Consider the following 18,220-nt stretch of genomic DNA (forward strand, 5'->3'; position numbering starts at 1 on the left):
TTCACTCTTCGATGACGTGAGTATTCAGCATTTTGGCGAGCAGGCTGGCCAGACGGTTACGCATTTCACGGCGATCGATGATGATATCGATGGCACCCTTTTCCAGCAGGAACTCGGAGCGCTGGAAGCCTTCCGGCAGTTTCTCGCGCACGGTCTGCTCGATAACGCGCGGGCCGGCAAAGCCGATCAGCGCCTTGGGCTCGCCCACGTTGATGTCACCCAGCATCGCCAGACTGGCAGAGACGCCACCCATGGTGGGGTCGGTCAGCACGGAGATATAGGGCAGGCCCGCCTTGGTGAGTCTGTCCAGCGCTGCACTGGTCTTGGCCATCTGCATCAGGGAGAACAGCGCTTCCTGCATCCGAGCACCACCAGAGGCGGAGAAGCAGACCAGGCCACGGCCTTCCTTGATGCACTCCTCGACGGCGCGTACAAAGCGGGCACCGACCACGGAGGCCATGGAGCCACCCATGAAGGAGAATTCGAACGAACAGGCGACAACCGGTACCCCTTTGAGGGTCCCTTTCATCACCACCAGCGCATCTTTCTCCGCCGTCTCTTTCTGAGCGGCAGACAAACGATCCTTGTAGCGCTTGGAATCCTTGAATTTCAGTACATCCTGCGGCTCCAGCTCGGCACCGATCTCGGTACGACCCTGCTCATCGAGGAAGCTCTCGAGACGGGCGCGGGCGCTGATGCGCATATGATGATCACACTTGGGGCACACTTCGAGGTTGCGCTCCAACTCTGCCCGGTAGAGCACCTGTTCACAAGCACTGCACTTGGTCCACACCCCTTCCGGAATGTTGTGACGACGGGGCGCAGTGATCTTGCTCTTGGGAAGAATCTTCTCAAGCCAGCTCATGGAATTCCTTAATGCTTTTGTGCCTGACAAAACGCATCGAGCCTAGATTGTTCAATGACTTAATAGCTCGATGGCAACAAATGACGGGTCATTAAACCACAATTTTTCGGGCGCAGTTACTAAAAACTGGTCGTACCCGGTGCCGAGTCCGGCAGCCACAGCGGGCCGAGCGGCAACTGCGGCAGAGCAAACTCGGCCGGGTAATCCACGTCGACCAGATAGAGACCACCGGCCTTGGCAGTCGGCCCGGCCAGATTGCGATCCTTGGCAGCCAGCACCTCGGCAATCCACTCCACCGGTTTGAGCCCCTGCCCCACCAGCAGCAGGGAGCCGGTAATATTGCGCACCATATGGTGCAGGAAGGCGTTGGCGCGAATATCCAGCACGATATAGGGCCCCTGACGGCAGACACACAGATGGGTCACATTGCGCCACGGGGTGTTGGATTGGCAGGCGACGGCACGGAAGGTGCTAAAGTCGTGCTCCCCCAGCAGGCTCTGGCCCGCCTGGTGCATCAACTCGGCATCGATGGTCTCGTGGTAGTGGCTGACGCCACTGCCGAGGATCGCCGGCCGGTAGTTGTGGTTGTAGATGACATAGCGGTAGCGACGGGCGGTGGCGCTGAAGCGGGCATGGAAGCTCTCGTCCACCTGCTTGACCCAGCGCACGGCGATATCCGGCGGCAGGTTGGAATTGAGCCCCAGGGTCCAGGCCCCTTCGGCACGGTTCGCCTCGGTATCGAAGTGGATCACCTGACCGGTCGCATGGACACCGGCATCGGTGCGTCCGGCACACTGGATGGAGACAGGGTGGTTGGCAATCCGGCTCAGCGCCGTCTCCAGTTCAGCCTGCACGCTGATCACTTCACGCTGACGCTGCCAGCCGAAATACCGGCTGCCGTCATATTCAATACCTAGGGCAATTCGCATGGATAAACTTGTCTTGTTGTGAAAACGCAGTGAAAGAAACGGGGCGGATTATACGCGCTCAGCCTGAAAAGTCCCACCACACGCGCAATTGGCCTGGATAGCGAGCCTGCACGGCCATGATCCCCCATCGCAAATCGCCAAAATATGAGGGGCAGCCTGCTGGCTGCCCCCGTTTTGCTGATCCCGTAATGGGAAATCCTTTAGCCCAACCGCTTGAGCAACTTCTCGGCTTCGGCGCGCTGGTGATCACTACCCTGCTCCGCCGCCTCTTGCAGCAGCTCGCGGGCACTATCCTTGTCGTCAATCTCGAGGTATGCACGGGCCAGATCCAACTTGGCACCCACACCGCCGTCGTCGGCATCCACGTCAAATCCGGTGGATTCCGGCAGCACCTCGGGGAAGCCATCCAGCCCCACATCCAGCGAGAAGCCCTGATACGGCTCCTGCTCCGGCGCAGTGGCATCCGCTTCAGCCAGCAGCTTGTCGATCTCGACGTAGCCACTCTCCTGTGCCTGCTCACGGGGCTGGAGATCTGCCGGATGTGATTCCACCTCGGCAAACGCATCTTCGAAATCGGAGAGCGCCAGCTCGTTGGGATCCCACTCCAGATCCAGTTCCGCTTCCTTCGCCTTGACAGGCTCAAGACCGAGCTCGGCCAGCATGGCATCGGCACTCTCGTCGGTGTCCTCTGCGGCACTGAGATCAATGGCGTTGTCATCTTTCCCTGTGGCGGGCTCGTCGAGGGCACTGTCGAAATCACCGAGATCGAAGCTCGCCAGATCGTCGTCAGCAGCGCCGACTTCGTCGATGGAGCTCAAATCGGGCTCGAGGTCGGCTGAGAGATCCGCATCCAGCTCGGCAAACAGGGCTGCCTGCAGCTCCTCTTCGCTCATGATCTCGTCAGCGGCCTTGGGCTTGGGGTTGAACTCGCTGGCCAGATCCATGGCGGGCTCGTTGGCCAGCGCGATGGGCTGATCCAGCGAGAGATCGAGATCCGGCACCAGATCCGGGTCACGACTGGCTGGCTGGGCCGCCATCCGCTCGGGCTCGAAGCCCTGCAGCTCCATCTCGCCCTCGTCGCTGAACACCAGATCGACATCCGGCTTGGCGGCCGGCTCGTCAGGCTCCATCGGCATAAAGCCATCCGGGGTGTTGAGATCCGGCACAGGGCGCACCGGCTCGTTGTCGGTCACATCGACGCTCAGCAGGTCATCAAACTCGCTCTGCTCCTGATCCATCATCATGGCGGTGGATTCGGAGAGGCTCTTCTCCTGCTCTTCCAGTTCGCGGCGGGCACGGGCACGCAGCCACAGGGTCACCAGCGCCAATACCAGCAGCACCGGCAGCAGAATGATCATGGCGAGGTTGAGCGGTGAGGAGAGCAGATCCATCAACCAGTTTTTCTCAGGCTCAGGCTCGGCTGCCGCCGGCGGGACCGGTTGGGCCTTGAGCTCGGCAATCTCTTTTTGCAGCGCGGTCTGATCCTGCAGCTGGGCCTTGAGGGTCTCCACCTCTTCGGTCAGGGATTGCAGACGCAGCTTGAGCCTGTGGTTCATCTCGGTCACCTGGCCGAGCTGGGCATTGGCATCTTCCAGTGCCAGCGCCATCTCAGTGGCCGGTTTGCCCACTGGTTTATCCAGATCGGAAGGCAGAGGCGCCGGTGTGGTGCCTTCTGCTGCGCTAGGAGCAGGTGCTACCGCCTCTTTCGGCGCTGGCTCGCTCACCTTGGCCACTTCTTTGGTTTCAGCCGCCGGTTGCGGTGCCACCACCGGGGCGGGAATGGGGGCGGCTTTCGCCACTGGCAGCGGCGCAGGCGCAGCCTTCACCAGCTCGGTCTTGGCGGCTTCAACCTTCGCGGGTTTGGCGGCAGCCGGCTTGGCGGTATGGGCCTGCTTGTCAGCCAGATATTTGGGGCTTAACCCCTTCCAGCTGGCGTTGTCGCTACGGAACTTGGCGCGGGCCTGTGCATCAGTGATGACGCTCGCCTCGGCAGCGGTCGGCAGCAGAATGCGGGACCCCACCAGAATGTGGTTGATATTGCCATCGGCAAAACTGCGGGGGTTTTTCTCGTAAATCGCCACCATGGTCTGGTAGACGCTGACCCGATTGGAGGGGCGATATTTGCTCGCCAGGCTCCATAGGGTATCGGTCGGACGAACAGGGCCATAGCTACCGGCATTGGCAGTGACCTGACGCACCACCGGCTGGGCGGTTGTACGCACCGGTTGTGCGGCGGGTCTGGCGACCGGCTGCGCCAGCGGCTGGGAATTGACGGCGGGAGGTGCGGGTTCGTCAGGGCCTTTTAGCTCGACAAAAAAAGGCTCCCGCGCCGAGTCTTCAGCCTGGACGGTGCCCAGCAGACCCAATGCGAGTAGCGTTGCCAATGTTATGCGGGAATGTCCCATATTCGTTCCTTCGTATGACGGCCCTATCACATTGAAAAATCTGGATAGTTACCCCAAAACAGTCGGTTCAATATAAATCAGGCTCGCCTGGCAAGCCAGCAGTCCGACACATTTAGCACCCAACTTGACCCTGAGTGTAGGAAAAAACTTAATCAGTTGATATCGCAACAGAATCTTGAAGTGACGGAGTGCGGCATGGGTCACACCCCGGTTTGATCACAGGCCGGATGCGCAGCACTCCCTGCTGCGCATCTGTGGCATCTAACCAGCCTTACAGATAGTCGCGAACCAGCAGCTCGGCAATCTGTACACTGTTGGTTGCCGCGCCCTTACGAACGTTATCGGCCACGATCCACATATTGATACCACTTGGATGAGAAATATCCTGGCGCACCCGACCCACCAGCACCTCATCCTTGCCGGTTGCGTCACGCACCGGGGTCGGATAGTCCCCTTCGTCATCAAACAGGGTCACACCCGGTGCATTGCGCAGCAGATCCTTGACCTGTTCGGCATCGAGCGGCTGGTGCAGCTCGACGTGTACCGCCTCGGCGTGGCCGTAGAAGACCGGCACCCGCACGCAGGTGGGGTTCACGGCAATGCTGGCATCGCCGAGGATCTTCTGGGTTTCCCATACCATCTTCATCTCTTCACGGGTGTAGCCGTTGTCAGTGAAGCTGTCGATCTGCGGGATCAAGTTAAAGGCGATCTGCTGCGGATAGAGGGTCGGTTCCACCGGACGACCGTTGAGCAGATGAGCGGTCTGACCCGCCAACTCGCTGACCCCCTCTTTGCCGGAGCCTGACACGGATTGATAGGTGGCCACGTTGATGCGGGCAATGCCCACTTCGTCGTGCAACGGCTTCAGGGCCACCAGCATCTGGATGGTGGAGCAGTTGGGATTGGCGATGATGTTGCGATTGCGAAAATCGGCCAGCGCATCCGGGTTCACTTCCGGGATCACCAGCGGGATATCTTCGTCGTAACGGAAGCAGGAGGTGTTGTCGATGACGATGCAGCCGTGTTCGGCAGCAATCGGCGCCCACTTGGCCGAGACCTCGGCACCGGCGGAGAAGAGTGCGATCTGTACCTGGCTCCAGTCAAACTCCTCCACATCGAGGATCTCGAGGTTCTTGCCGCCAAAGCGCACGGTATCACCGGCGCTGCGGCTGGAAGCCAGCGGATAAAGGGTCGCTACCGGAAATTCGCGCTCTTCCAGGATCTCGATCATCGCCTGACCCACGGCGCCGCTGGCACCCAATACCGCTACGTTAAACTGCTGGCTCATTCTGTTCTCCTCTGATAATGCTGCAATGGCGCCGACTGGCGCCATGGTCGGCAGTCTCCCGCACGGCGAGATGACGCTGCCTGATATGGCTGAGCCGGCGCAGTAGCATCTGCGCCAGCTCAGTAAAAAATGGGGTCGAGGTAGCCAGTACGGCTCACCCCTTCCGGTTATCTTCCAACTCCTAGTCCCCGATTCAGGGGCGTGACAGCGTAAATCCCAGCTCGCCCAGCGCCTGGTCGGCAAACGCCCCCTCAACCTGCAGGGAGGATAGTTCACGGCGCTCGGGATAGTGTTTGCGCTGCTCGTCAAAGCTGCCGGGCAGACCGAGTCGGGCCCGGAAACGGGCATCATCGCGGCGCACGTCATAGACCAGATGCACCAGCTGCTTGATCAGCGCCTGATCCGGTGTGCGGCCCGGCACCACCGCCTGCACATCGGGGGCAGGCAACAGCTGACTCAAATCCTGACGATGCTGGCGTCCCAGCTGCTGGCAGAGCGCCTGATAGAGCATCCAGGTACCACGGGCCTTCCCCTCCAGGCTGTAACCGGCGATATGGGGGGTGGCAATCTCGGTATGGGGCACCAGCGCAGCCAGTGGCTCGGGCTCGTTCTCCCACACATCCATCACCAGTCGCAATGGCGCATCGCCCAGCTGGCGCGCCAGCAGCGCCCGGTTATCCCACACCTCACCACGGGATGCGTTGATCAGGATCTGCCCGGCAGGACGGGCGGCAATCTGCTCGGCATCGAGCAGATGGTAGGTGGCATCCAGCCCTTCGCGGGTAATGGGCACATGGAAACTGACGATATCGGCACCAAAGGCGGTCTGATAATCGACAAAGCCCGCATCAGGATTATCCCGCGCCTTGGGTGGATCGCAGCGCAGTACCCGCATGCCGAGCGCTTGGGCCTTGCCAGCCACGCACTCGCCAGTATTGCCCGCGCCAATCACCGCCAAAGTCATAGCCGAGAGCTCGAGTTCATAGCGCTCCGCCAGCACCAGCAGGGCTGAGAGCACATAATCCCCCACCGAATACTTGTTGCAACCAGGGGCGCTGAAGAAGGGAATATTGCGGCTTGCCAGCAGGGCCTTGTCCACATGGTCTGTGCCTATGGTGGCGGTGCCGACAAACCCGAGTTTGGGGCTGGTCGCCAGCAAATCGCCGTTGACGCGGGTGACCGAACGCACCAGCAGCACATCGGCATCCAGCAGATCGCGGGCCTGCATCTGCCGTCCGGGCAAGGGGATCACCTCGCCAAATTCGGCAAACAGCTCCACGGCATGGGGCATATTCTCATCAACGACTATCTTCATCGGGCTCTCTTTGGTCACAACCGCCACGGGGGCGCCATTCTAGCGCAAAGCCGCCCGAGATTTCAGCCTGTGATGCAATCCGGCGCGAAAGGGGACCACATTGTGCGGCAGCCACCCCACCCGCCCGCTCAAACAGAGGATGTCGCCACAAATGTGTAAGCAGAGGTAACAAACGTGCTGCTCGGCTTTGTCCGGGCATATCACGGTGGCACAATGCCCCTCTTTTTTCGCGATCGCCCATACCTACCATGCAGCCACACGCTTCGTCGCTCCCAACGTCAACCACCTCACTCACCCGCAGCCAGGTGCTTGTCTTCACTGCCCTGTTGATCCTGCCCCTGTTACTGCTCGCCACCCTGCCCTGGCAGCCTTTTCTGACCGGCTCCCTGCAATCAGGCTGGTTATGGTGGTCATACGCCCTCACCCGCATGGTCGATATTCCCGGGATCGGGGTCAGTGGCGCCCTCTTGCTGATGCTGACTCGCTACAAACTCAAACTGGAGCTGACCCCCTTCATTGCGCTGGGGTGTGCGCTGGCGGCCCTGCTCGCCAGCGACTGGGGGCTCAAGAGCCTGATCAAACACCTGACCGAAGAGCCCAGACCCTATCTGCTCTGGCTTGAGAGTCAGGCGCTGATCCCGGCCATCAAGCACTTCTACGCCAGTAGCGTCGATGTGCGGAGTGAACAGGTTCACGCCGCCAGCCAGTTGTTGGCCCTGCCTGAGTGGCTCGGCCACCACTGGCAGGCCGAGGTGAACTACGCCTTCCCCTCTGGCCACAGCATCGCCGCTATCAGCCTGGCCCAGTTCTTTGGCCTGATCTGGCTGGCCCGCGCCCCCACGGGCGTCTGGCTGCTGCCACTGTGGGCGCTGGGGATTGGTCTGTCACGCATGGTAATGGGAATGCATTGGCCGGTGGATGTGCTGGCCAGCGCCCTGTTGGGCACGCTCACGGCGCTGATTGCCGTCCGCTGGTGGCTGCACAGATATTGAATCCTGCGCCATCTTGCCGCGGCATCCTGCGTGGGATGGGGGGACAAGCCTGTGCTTTTTTGCCATAATGCCGCCTCATTTTATCCCGACCGAGATCCCATGACCGACGCAGTTCATACCCTCAAGGGCCGTTTCCGTGGTTTTTACCCCGTCGTCATCGATGTTGAAACAGCCGGGTTCAACGCCAAGACCGATGCCCTGCTCGAAATCGCGGCTTACACCCTGAAAATGGATGAGCAGGGCTGGCTCGTTCCCGATCAGGTATTCCACTTTCATGTCGAGCCCTTCGAAGGGGCCAACCTGGAAAAGGCCGCGCTGGAGTTCACCGGCATCGACCCCTACAACCCGTTGCGTGGCGCTGTCTCGGAAAAAGAGGCGCTGACCGAGATCTTCAAGGGGATCCGCAAGGGGATGAAGGAGCAGGATTGCGGCCGCGCCATCATAGTGGCCCACAACGCCACCTTTGATCATGGCTTCGTGATGGCTGCCGCCGAGCGCGCAGGCCTCAAGCGCAATCCGTTCCACCCGTTTGCGACCTTCGACACCGCTGCTCTCTCCGGATTGGCGCTGGGGCAGACCGTTCTGGCCAAAGCGTGCCAGAGCGCCCGCATCCCGTTTGACAATAAAGAGGCGCACTCGGCCCTCTATGACACCGAACGCACCACAGAGCTGTTCTGTCATATCGTTAACCGCTGGAAGAGCATGGGGGGTTGGCCGCCAGCGCATCCGGATGATGACACAACCGATGCTCCTGCCGACGATGAGGGGCAAGAATAAACGGATGAAGGCTGCCACTGGCAGCCTTCGCTTTTTGGGAAGTGATTGATTGCACAGCGCACCGGAAATCGCTATCAAGATCACTATCCACCGCTGCGCACGGGATGAACGGAGACAAACAGGTCACAAACCCTCATGTTGAGCAACCTTGTGCCACATGCTGCTGCGATATGAGGGGTTTGACTGATTTTTTTCTCGACATTTGTCACATTTTTCGCAAACTAACTCCCCTTCACATGACAGACAGCAATAACAAACTATAAGGAAATCAAATGAATCCAGTTGTTATCGCAGTCGGGCTGATGCTGGTGCTCAGTCTGCTGCGGATCAATGTGGTGGTCTCGCTGGCGCTGGGGGCCATTGCTGGCGGCCTGGTCGGTGGGCTGTCGTTGACTGATACCCTCACCACCTTCAGCGGTGGTCTGGGTGGTGGCGCCGAGATTGCTCTATCCTACGCCATGCTGGGCGCCTTTGCGGTTGCCATCTCCCGCTCCGGGATCACCGACCTGCTGGCCCGCAAGGTGATCAGCCAGTTGGGCAAGGATGCCAGCTCGACCCGTATCATGTGGGTCAAAACCCTGCTGCTCTCTTCCGTGCTGGCTGTGGCGATCTCCTCCCAGAACCTGATCCCGGTTCATATCGCTTTTATTCCCATCCTGATCCCGCCGCTGCTGCATGTGATGGCGCAGATGCAGATAGACCGTCGTCAGGTGGCCTGTGTCATCACCTTTGGTCTGACAGCTACCTATATGGTGCTGCCGGTCGGCTTTGGTGGCATCTTCCTGAACAATATTCTGGCCAAGAACCTGATTGATAACGGCGTGCCCATCACCACCAGCCAGATCCCGCTGGCGATGGCCATTCCGGTTGCCGGTATGGTACTGGGCCTGCTGATTGCGGTATTCATTAGCTATCGTAAACCGCGCCAGTACGATCTGGCCAAGATCCTGGATGCCGAGCCCGAAGCGGTCGAGCTCAACCTCACCCACATCTGGGTGGCTCTGCTGGCCATTGGCGTAGCGCTGGGGCTGCAACTGATGACCAACAGCATCGTACTGGGTGCGCTGGCCGGTTTTGTCATCTTCACCTGCGGCGGCGTCATCAAGTTTCGCGAAAGCCAGGATGCCTTCACTCAGGGGGTGCGGATGATGTCGCTGATCGGCTTCATCATGATCTCCGCCGCCGGTTTTGCCGCGGTGATGAAAGCAACTCACGGTGTCGACTCTCTGGTTCAGGTGGTTGCCTCAGGCATCGGTCAGCACAAGGGGATCGCCGCCTTCCTGATGCTGCTGGTGGGTCTGCTCATCACCATGGGGATCGGCTCCTCTTTCTCCACCGTGCCCATCATCGCCACCATCTATGTGCCGCTCTGTCTGCAGCTCGGCTTCTCACCGATGGCGATCATCGCCCTGGTCGGTACTGCAGGCGCGCTGGGGGATGCGGGTTCACCGGCCTCCGACTCGACGCTGGGCCCTACCTCAGGCCTTAATGCCGACGGCCAGCACGACCATATCTGGGACAGCGTGGTGCCCACCTTCATTCACTACAACATCCCGCTGGTGATCTTCGGCTGGATTGCCGCCATGGTGCTCTGATAGCCCTTCAGGCTGCGAACTCTGCACGTCACAATGCACAACAAGAAGGCGACCTGATGGTCGCCTTCTTCATTGATGCCAACCTACCCCGCTCGATATGAATAATGGCTGCCAGCCAGACAAAGCCTCTGAGCGGCCAACTAGTCGCCACCCCTTGCGACCGCCGGAGTCAGCGGGCGCAATGCTGTCACTCCCCATCCAACTATCCGCCCAAGTGCACACGTCCCAACGCTTGCCAATACAAAGAAACGGCTGCCAGCCCAGACCTATGGCAGAATGGCGGATGATACCCAACCACGTCACAACCGCCTGTCGAGTAGAAACGGTATTCTCTCTTTCCCCGACATCCAGTTATCAAATAGTGGCCTTCATTCGCTCACCCATGTAACGGCTTATGCCGATACCCAACCACGTGGTGTTTCCAGTAAGCACACAGGGTAAACCGCAGGCAGAAAAAAAGGCCGCTCAAGGAGCGGCCTTCTTCATAACGGGATCAGCAATCAGCTTTCGCGACGCTTGCCACCGAATTTGCGATCTTTGTTGAAGCCACCTTCACGGCGCTCCCCGCTCTTGTTGAACGGACGGTCACCCTGGGGACGGCGATCCTTGTTGAAAGGACGGTCGCCACGGAACGGACGATCGCCACGGGGCGGGCGGCTGCTGGTGTTGCCACCGGCCGGCACTTCGGTGTAGCGGGTGATTTGCAGCGGACGCTGGCAAACACGGGCTTTCTTGATCACTTCCAGTACATCTGCGGTCATGCCTTTCGGCAGATCGACGGTGGAGAAGTCATCAGCGATGTCGATGTTGCCGATGAAGCGGCTCTCGATGTTCGCTTCGTTGGCGATGGCGCCTACGATCTGGCCCGGCTTGACGCCGTGATGGGCACCCACGTCTACGCGATAGCGCTCCATCTCCACGTCCGGGTTGTCTTTCAGCGGACGCGGCTCCAGGGACGGCATGCGACGGGCAGGACGATCACCACGGTCACCGAAATCACGACCGCCACGGTCGTTGAAGTCACGGCGCTCGAAGCCACCACGATCGTTGCTGTTGTTGAACAGCGGATCCGGAATGGAGTCATCCAGCAGCAGCGGTTGGTCACCCTGTACCAGCTTGGCCAGTGCAGCAGCCAGCTCCAGCGGATCGGCAGAATCCTCTTCGATCAGCTCGTTGACCAGGTTGTGGTAGATCTCGAGCTCTTCACCCATCATGGTTTCGCGGATGCGCTCTTTGAACTTGGCCAGACGATGCTGGTTGATGTCCTCGGTACTCGGCATCTTCATCGGCTCGATGGCCTGGCGAGTTGCGTGCTCGATAGCGCGCAGCATACGACGCTCGCGGGGAGCGACGAACAGGATGGCTTCGCCTTTACGACCAGCACGACCGGTACGACCGATACGGTGAACGTAAGATTCGGTGTCGTACGGAATGTCGTAGTTCACTACGTGAGTGATGCGCTCAACGTCCAGACCACGGGCGACAACGTCGGTGGCGATCAGGATATCCAGCTGGCCTTGACGCAGTTTGTCAACGGTACGCTCACGCAGTTTCTGCGGGATGTCGCCGTGCAGCGCTTCACAGGCGTGACCACGGGCGGCCAGCTTGCCAGCCAGCTCTTCGGCAGCGTTCTTGGTACGTACGAATACCAGCAGGGCTTCGTAGGATTCCACTTCCAGCAGACGGGTCATGGCGTCCAGCTTGTGCAGACCGGTTACCTGCCAGTAACGCTGGCGAATAGTGGTAGCGGTAGCAGTCTTGGAGGCGATCTTGATCTCTTTGGGCTGCTTCAGGTGCTTCTGGGCCACGCGACGGATCTGCTCCGGCATGGTGGCAGAGAACAGGGCAACCTGACGAGTGCTCGGGCACTGCTCCATGATCCAGTCAACGTCGTCGATGAAGCCCATACGCAGCATTTCATCAGCTTCGTCCAGTACCAGAGCTTTCAGGCCGGAGAGATCCAGGTTCTTGCGACGGATCAGATCCATCACGCGGCCCGGAGTACCGACGACAACCTGAGCACCGCGACGCAGGGCGCGGGTCTGGGTTTCGTAGGAGGCACCACCGTAGATCGGCAGTACGTGGAAATCAGGCATGTGGTGGGCGTAGCGTTGGCACGCTTCAGCCACTTGCAGCGCCAGTTCGCGGGTAGGCGCCAGCACCAGGATCTGGGTGTTGCGGTTACCAGCTTCCAGACGAGACAACAGAGGCAAGGCAAAAGCAGCGGTCTTCCCTGTACCGGTTTGCGCCTGCCCCAGCAGATCGTGTCCCGCCATCAGGTGGGGAATTGCTGCGGCCTGGATCGGTGACGGGCGCTCATAGCCCACGTCCTGCAGCGCTTTCAATACAGGCGCGGCCAGTCCAAGCTCACTAAAAAGGGGCAGTTGTTCGGTATCAGACATAGATTCTTCCAGATTAAGGCAGGCGGCTAACACCGCGGAATAGCAAAAAGGCGGCGATTATAGCGCCACTTTGTTCTGCTGTCTTGAAAAATGTGATAAGCCTCTCAAGACGTTGGCAATTATAGAGGGATCTGACGAGTATGGCTTGCTTATTTTGCACTCATAGTGCGTTATTGCAGATCACTCCTCGCTGGAGTCCTTGCCCCGCTTGTGTTTGAGCACCGCCATGGTCAGTCGGCTGGTGCACAATAAACGCTCACGTTCGTCCCGAATTTCAATCTGCCACACCTGGGTTGTTGCTCCCAGATGGAGCGGCGTGCAACGCCCGGTCACCACCCCTTCCCGTTTGGCTCGCAGATGGTTGGCATTCACCTCCAGCCCCACACAGTAGCTATCTGGCCCGACAGCCATATTGGCGGCAATCGATCCCAAGGTTTCCGCCAGCACCACGGATGCGCCGCCATGCAGCATGCCCAGGGGCTGGTGGGTGCGGTGATCCACCGGCATGGTCGCTTCAAGCCAATCGGTGCCAAAAGCCGTGTAGACGATATCGAGATGGGCCATCAGGGTGTTGCGAGAGGTGGCGTTGAGCCCTTCAAGGCTCATGGGCCTGCGCCAGATAGGGGATGATTCCTGACTCATGAAAAGAGAACTCCTTCAATTGCATGGGGAAAATGGAGCATCACTGCATTGCACAACAAGCCTGCCCCGGCCAGCAGCCGGGGCAAGAGAAACCTGAAACCTACCCCCTTACCACGGGTAGGTAACGCCGGGCCACTCGGACCAAGGCACTTCTCGCCCCGGCAGACGGGGTTCTGGCCACTGCCACACCCTGGCGAGCCAGTCGCGCAGCTGAATCTCCAGCTCCTCATCCGTGATAGGCGCCTCGGCCACCTTCCAGAAGAAGAGCTCCACCGCTACCTCCGGCAACACCGAGGGGTAGAGATAAACCCCGCCCCAAAATTGCGGCTCCCGATCCGGACTCCAGAGGCCATAGGCAAAGGAGCGCTTGGCCAGAAACTCCGACTGCTGCCACTCCAGATCCCCTTCGTGCTGGCTCAGACTGAAATTGGCGGAGGGCCAGAGATCGTTCGGGCGAAACAGCTGATGGAGCTGCTCGCGCTCGCGCAACATGGCGACAAACTCCACCACCGCCTGAGCGGGAGTGGCGGGTAACAGTAAGAAACGCGGGTGCCGATAGGCCTTCGGCACCCGAAACCGCTTGGGAAACGTCAGCATCAGAGCAGCTCCAGCAGGGCTTGCAATGGATGTTTGAGCTTTTCCCCCTCCATCCGCTTAACCTGACTGCGGCACGAATAGCCGGTCGCCAGACAGCGCGCTTTGGGCAAACGGGCTAGCGGGTCAGCCCAGCTCAACCCATAAATGCCCTTGGAGTTCTCCACCTGTTTGACATCGTGACCATAGGTGCCCGCCATACCGCAACACCCCACAGAGACCGGCTGCAAGCTGGCCCCGAAACGGCCAAACAGGGTGCTCCAGTCACCGTGAGTGGAGGGCTTGGCGGTCTTCTCGGTGCAGTGGGCAAAGAGATACCAGGGCTCGCTCCCCTCCTCGCTCTTGGTCTTGTCGGTGCTGGCAGGCAGTTGATCTGCTGGCAGCGAGAGCAGCCACTCCTGCGGCAACAACACCTGAAAATCGCCGCGAGCCGACCCCAGCGCCTTGGCATACTCGTCGCGATAGCAGAGCACCATGGCCGGATCCACCCCCACCATGGGAATGCCAAGCGCCGCTACCTTGTTGAGGAACTGGGCGCTGTTGGCAGCAGTGCGGGCAAAGGCGCGCAGGAACCCCTTGATATGCTGGGGTTTACCGTTGGGTTTAAAGGGCAGCAAGTAGGGCTGGAAGCCGAGCTTGCTGGCGAGTTTCACCAGGTCGCGCACCACGGGGGCGTCGTAATAACTGGTGAAGGGGTCCTGCACGATGAGCACCACCTGCTTGCGCTGCTCGGCACTCATCCGCTCCAGTCCCGGCAGATCAAAATAGTGGGCACGGTTGTCGTGCAGGCTCTCGGCAAGGGTCGGCACCGAGAGCAGAGGCACATCGACCATGCCGATACTCTTCTCGGTCGCCTTCTGGGCCCACTCTTTTTCGAGGAAAAAGTTGACCAGCTTCGGCGCCTTGGCAAGCAACGGCGCATAGCTCTCCACCGTGCCGACGAAGTAATCCTTCGGCGCACGCAGGTAGCGGCCGTGATAAAGCTGCATAAAGCGGGCGCGAAAATCGGGCACATCCACCTTGATCGGGCACTGGCTGGTGCATGCCTTGCAGGCCAGACAGCCCGCCATCGCCTCCATCACCTCGTGGGAGAAATCATACTCGCCGCGCTGTTTAGCCCAGCTGTTGCGCACCTTGTCCACCAGCTGTTTGAAGCGCACGCCACCGGATTGCAGTGCCACCTCTTCCGCCAACGGATCGAAGCCCTGCTCTGCCAGCTGACGCAGCCATTCGCGCATCAGGCCCGCCCGCCCCTTGGGGGAGTGGCGACGATCACGGCTGATCTTGACCGAGGGGCACATGGGGGAGTCGGTCTCGAAGGTGAAGCACAGACCATTGCCGTTACAATCCATGGCACGGGTGTAGCTGGTTCGCACCGCGAGCGGGATCTGGCGGTCAAACTTGCCGCGCTTGGGCCCATCCACCGACACCAGCTCGGCATCGCTACCGTAGGGGATACAGATCTTGCCCGGGTTGATACGGTTGGCCGGGTCGAACGCCCCCTTGACGCGCTGCAGCTCCTCCCACAACTCGCCAAAGAAGGCGGGGCTGTATTCGGAGCGAAAGCCCTTGCCATGTTCCCCCCACATCAAGCCGCCATATTTGGCAGTGAGCGCTACCACCTGATCGGAGATGCGGCGCAGCAGCACCTCCTGCTCGGGATCGCACAAATCTAGCGCCGGGCGCACGTGCAGCACACCGGCATCGACGTGGCCGAACATGCCGTAGTCGAGGCCGTGGGCATCCAGCAGGGCGCGAAACTCCATGATGAAATCGGCCAATGACTCGGGCGGCACCGCGGTATCTTCGGTGAAGGCCACCGGCTTCTTGCGTCCTTCGGCGTTGCCCAGCAGCCCCACCGACTTCTTGCGCATGGTGTAGATGGTCTCGATGCTCGGCAAGTGGTCACACACCTGATAGCCGATGATCCCTGCCTCGCCCTTGGCCAGCAGCGCGTCGATACGACGGCAGAGCTCCGCCACCTTGGCCCTGTGTTCTGCCTCGTCGGTGTCGGCAAACTCGACGATGTTGAGCCCCTGCAGATCCTTGCCGGGCACATCCTGAATAAGCTCTTTCACCGAATGCCAGATGATGTCGGCGCGGGCCAACCCGAGCACCCGGGAATCCACCGTCTCCACTGATAGCGCCTGGGCCTCAACCATAAAGGGGGCGTTGCGCAGGGCGGAGGGGAAGCTGTCGTACTTGACGTTGACCAAGGTGCGGTAGCGCGGGATTGGCGTGATATTGAGTTTGGCTTCGGTGATAAAGCCGAGAGACCCTTCAGATCCGCACAGCACCCGGCTCACATCCAGCGTGTCGGTATCGGGTTGATAGAGGTGCTTGAGATCGTAGCCGGTCAGAAAGCGGTTGAGCTTGGGGAAGGTCGCCTCGATGTCGGCGCGGCGCTCCTTGCCGATACGATAGAGGGTGCGATAGATCTCCCCTTCCCGATTCTCCAGCGCCAGCTTGTCGGTCAGTCGCTCACCGGTCAGCGGCTCGGTGGCCATGATGTCGCCATTCTCCAGCACCGCTTTGAGCCCCAGCACGTGATCCGAGGTTTTGCCGTAAACCAGTGACCCCTGCCCCGAGGCATCTGTGTTGATCATTCCGCCTAAGGTGGCGCGGTTGGAGGTGGAGAGATCCGGCGAGAAGAAGTAGCCGTGGGGCTTGAGATAGGCGTTGAGCTGGTCTTTCACCACCCCGGCCTGGGCGCGCACCCACCCCTCCTCCAGATTAATTTCCATGATCTGGTTCATATAACGGGAGAGATCGACGATAATGCCGCCGCCCAATGACTGACCATTGGTGCCGGTACCGCCACCGCGAGGGAAAAAACTCAGGGAGGCGAACGCCGGCTCTGCGGCCAGCTTGAGCATTGCTGCTATGTCGTCCGCACTGCGCGGATAGAGAACCGCCTGAGGTACTACCTGATAGACGCTGTTATCCGTCGCCATCGCCAACCGGCTTGCATAAGACTTTTCGATATCACCACGAAATGCGCTGCGCTCTAGCAACTCAAGAAACTGCAGGGTTGCGGGTGACAAACTGTCCTGGTAATCGAGTCTCGGGATCATGAATCCTTGTTCCCATCCTTTGCTTGATGCCGGCACGCCGGCGACAACGACTGGCCAGCCGCCTGTCAATGGCAGTCAGGCCAGTCCGCTCACATGTGAGCGGGCAGTATATCAGCTAGAAAACCGCTTGCGCTTGGCAATATTCACCATTTGAAAGGAGGACTTTTATGGCTCACCACAGCCATGTTATCAGTACGCTGGTCACCACCGAAAAACAGGCGCTTACCCTGTCGCTGTTCGGTTGTATCACCTTTGCCATCTTCGGCATCGGCTACGGCCTCTTCGTCGGTTCCAACGCCATCATGCTCGATGGTATCTTCACCCTGTTCAGCATGGGTATGACGGGCCTTGGCCTCATCACTGCCTATCTCGTTACCCGCCCTTCCGATGCGCGCTTCCAGTACGGCTATGCCCACTTCGAGCCCATCACCAACGTCATCAATGGCACCATTATTCTGCTGCTCTGCCTTGGCGCTCTCTATAGCGGCATCACCACCCTGCTGGATGGCGGACGGGAGATCGATCTCGGCCACGCCCTCATCTATGCCGCCGTCTCCACCTTCTTCTGCGCCATCATCTATCGTATTGAAGCCCAGGTTGCCGAACAGGTTGACTCCGAGCTGGTGCGGGTCGACTCCAAGGAGTGGCTGGTGGATACCCTGCTCAGCGCCACCCTGCTTATCGGTTTCGTGGTCGCCATTGGCCTCGATGCCATCGGCTACGGCCAATACAACCGCTACATAGACCCGGTGCTGGTCTCGCTGCTGGCCCTCTGCGCCACCCTCATTCCCATCAAGGTGCTCGGTCGCAACCTGCGGGAAGTGTTGAAGATCGCCCCCAAGGGAGATGTGCCACGGCAAGTCGAGCAGGAGATCGAGGCGCTGCGCCAGCGCCACGGCATCGAGTGCTACAGCCATCTGGCCAAAAGCGGTCGCCGCTTCGATCTGGAATTGAACATTCTGGTGGCGCCGGGTCAGGAGTGGCCCGTCGAACGTCAGGATGCCCTGCGTCAGGAGCTCTGGTCTCGCCTTGGCGACACCCTGGGGGATGCCTGGCTCTCGGTCTGTTTCACCCGCGAAAAGCGCTGGTTGTAACGACCGCACGGGGGAGCGCGGCACCGCCGCCTCCCCTGTCGCATCACAACCCCATCACGCCTCGCTGACGCTGCTCTTGCCAAATTGGCGCCAGCCGCTATCATCAGGGCTCATTTTTCACCCGAGGTTTTATTGCCCATCATGGACAATCCCCGAAGTTGCCCTTCGTCTCTCTCTGTCAAAGCCTATCTTTTTCTGCTTAATCAGCGCCTCTGAATAACACCTTTGCCTTGCTGTTACTGCGGCCA

At 60.0% G+C, this 18,220-nt stretch carries 13 protein-coding genes; 4 read left to right on the top strand and 9 right to left on the bottom strand.

The window, feature by feature from the left end; genetic code table 11:
* Window position 1 precedes the first annotated feature (1 nt).
* The 5 genes from accD to ACTG2J_RS12870 form a co-directional block, all read right to left on the bottom strand.
* A complete protein-coding gene (gene accD / locus ACTG2J_RS12850) occupies window positions 2-865 on the bottom strand; it encodes an acetyl-CoA carboxylase, carboxyltransferase subunit beta (protein ID WP_005333765.1) in 864 nt (287 codons plus the stop codon).
* 119 nt (window positions 866-984) lie between these two features.
* Window positions 985-1,794 carry a tRNA pseudouridine(38-40) synthase TruA gene (gene truA / locus ACTG2J_RS12855; RefSeq protein WP_368175823.1) on the bottom strand — a complete coding sequence of 270 codons (810 nt, stop codon included), beginning with the start codon at window positions 1,792-1,794 and terminating at the stop codon, window positions 985-987.
* Window positions 1,795-1,994: 200 nt separating this feature from the next.
* The gene (locus tag ACTG2J_RS12860; protein WP_439997564.1) at window positions 1,995-4,199 is read right to left on the bottom strand and encodes a FimV/HubP family polar landmark protein; all 2,205 of its coding nucleotides are present in this window, start codon (window positions 4,197-4,199) and stop codon (window positions 1,995-1,997) included.
* Window positions 4,200-4,470: 271 nt separating this feature from the next.
* Window positions 4,471-5,487, bottom strand: coding sequence for an aspartate-semialdehyde dehydrogenase (locus ACTG2J_RS12865; protein ID WP_005344937.1), 1,017 nt, complete (start codon window positions 5,485-5,487; stop codon window positions 4,471-4,473).
* Between the two features lie 193 nt (window positions 5,488-5,680).
* Entirely contained in the window at window positions 5,681-6,802 is a 1,122-nt protein-coding gene (locus ACTG2J_RS12870) for a 4-phosphoerythronate dehydrogenase (protein ID WP_439989570.1), read from the bottom strand.
* A 248-nt stretch (window positions 6,803-7,050) separates the two neighbouring features.
* On the opposite strand from ACTG2J_RS12870, the gene ACTG2J_RS12875 reads away from it, so the two are divergent.
* The 3 genes from ACTG2J_RS12875 (at window position 7,051) to ACTG2J_RS12885 (ending at window position 10,166) form a co-directional block, all read left to right on the top strand.
* A complete protein-coding gene (locus ACTG2J_RS12875; RefSeq protein ID WP_439997565.1) occupies window positions 7,051-7,794 on the top strand; it encodes a phosphatase PAP2 family protein in 744 nt (247 codons plus the stop codon).
* Window positions 7,795-7,893: 99 nt separating this feature from the next.
* On the top strand, window positions 7,894-8,571 hold the full coding sequence (gene rnt, locus ACTG2J_RS12880; protein WP_005333780.1) for a ribonuclease T: 678 nt from the start codon (window positions 7,894-7,896) through the stop codon (window positions 8,569-8,571).
* Between the two features lie 272 nt (window positions 8,572-8,843).
* Entirely contained in the window at window positions 8,844-10,166 is a 1,323-nt protein-coding gene (locus ACTG2J_RS12885; protein ID WP_005344933.1) for a Na+/H+ antiporter family protein, read from the top strand.
* Between the two features lie 500 nt (window positions 10,167-10,666).
* Here ACTG2J_RS12885 and ACTG2J_RS12890 read toward each other — a convergent pair whose 3' ends face one another.
* The 4 genes from ACTG2J_RS12890 to ydiJ all read right to left on the bottom strand — a co-directional run bounded on the left by ACTG2J_RS12890 (window position 10,667) and on the right by ydiJ (window position 16,878).
* Window positions 10,667-12,568 carry a DEAD/DEAH box helicase gene (locus tag ACTG2J_RS12890; protein ID WP_047438936.1) on the bottom strand — a complete coding sequence of 634 codons (1,902 nt, stop codon included), beginning with the start codon at window positions 12,566-12,568 and terminating at the stop codon, window positions 10,667-10,669.
* A gap of 180 nt (window positions 12,569-12,748) precedes the next feature.
* A complete protein-coding gene (locus ACTG2J_RS12895) occupies window positions 12,749-13,210 on the bottom strand; it encodes a hotdog fold thioesterase (protein WP_421293927.1) in 462 nt (153 codons plus the stop codon).
* A 108-nt stretch (window positions 13,211-13,318) separates the two neighbouring features.
* Entirely contained in the window at window positions 13,319-13,807 is a 489-nt protein-coding gene (locus tag ACTG2J_RS12900; protein WP_120414494.1) for a hypothetical protein, read from the bottom strand.
* Entirely contained in the window at window positions 13,807-16,878 is a 3,072-nt protein-coding gene (ydiJ, locus tag ACTG2J_RS12905) for a D-2-hydroxyglutarate dehydrogenase YdiJ (RefSeq protein WP_439997566.1), read from the bottom strand. Before ydiJ ends, ACTG2J_RS12900 begins: the two co-directional genes overlap by 1 nt.
* Window positions 16,879-17,045: 167 nt before the next feature.
* Between ydiJ and ACTG2J_RS12910 the strand changes: the two genes are divergently transcribed.
* Window positions 17,046-17,972, top strand: a complete 927-nt coding sequence (locus ACTG2J_RS12910) for a cation diffusion facilitator family transporter (protein WP_139429511.1) — start codon at window positions 17,046-17,048, stop codon at window positions 17,970-17,972.
* Window positions 17,973-18,220 lie beyond the last annotated feature (248 nt).

Source organism: Aeromonas sp. 6P, assembly GCF_051919525.1.
GTDB lineage: Bacteria > Pseudomonadota > Gammaproteobacteria > Enterobacterales > Aeromonadaceae > Aeromonas > Aeromonas veronii.

Excerpts from the sequence above, each read along its gene's own strand:
- accD (WP_005333765.1), bottom strand. The coding sequence starts at position 865 with ATGAGCTGGCTTGAGAAGATTCTTCCCAAGAGCAAGATCACTGCGCCC.
- truA (WP_368175823.1), bottom strand. The coding sequence starts at position 1,794 with ATGCGAATTGCCCTAGGTATTGAATATGACGGCAGCCGGTATTTCGGC.
- ACTG2J_RS12860 (WP_439997564.1), bottom strand. The coding sequence starts at position 4,199 with ATGGGACATTCCCGCATAACATTGGCAACGCTACTCGCATTGGGTCTG.
- ACTG2J_RS12865 (WP_005344937.1), bottom strand. The coding sequence starts at position 5,487 with ATGAGCCAGCAGTTTAACGTAGCGGTATTGGGTGCCAGCGGCGCCGTG.
- ACTG2J_RS12870 (WP_439989570.1), bottom strand. The coding sequence starts at position 6,802 with ATGAAGATAGTCGTTGATGAGAATATGCCCCATGCCGTGGAGCTGTTT.
- ACTG2J_RS12875 (WP_439997565.1), top strand. The coding sequence starts at position 7,051 with ATGCAGCCACACGCTTCGTCGCTCCCAACGTCAACCACCTCACTCACC.
- rnt (WP_005333780.1), top strand. The coding sequence starts at position 7,894 with ATGACCGACGCAGTTCATACCCTCAAGGGCCGTTTCCGTGGTTTTTAC.
- ACTG2J_RS12885 (WP_005344933.1), top strand. The coding sequence starts at position 8,844 with ATGAATCCAGTTGTTATCGCAGTCGGGCTGATGCTGGTGCTCAGTCTG.
- ACTG2J_RS12890 (WP_047438936.1), bottom strand. The coding sequence starts at position 12,568 with ATGTCTGATACCGAACAACTGCCCCTTTTTAGTGAGCTTGGACTGGCC.
- ACTG2J_RS12895 (WP_421293927.1), bottom strand. The coding sequence starts at position 13,210 with ATGAGTCAGGAATCATCCCCTATCTGGCGCAGGCCCATGAGCCTTGAA.
- ACTG2J_RS12900 (WP_120414494.1), bottom strand. The coding sequence starts at position 13,807 with ATGCTGACGTTTCCCAAGCGGTTTCGGGTGCCGAAGGCCTATCGGCAC.
- ydiJ (WP_439997566.1), bottom strand. The coding sequence starts at position 16,878 with ATGATCCCGAGACTCGATTACCAGGACAGTTTGTCACCCGCAACCCTG.
- ACTG2J_RS12910 (WP_139429511.1), top strand. The coding sequence starts at position 17,046 with ATGGCTCACCACAGCCATGTTATCAGTACGCTGGTCACCACCGAAAAA.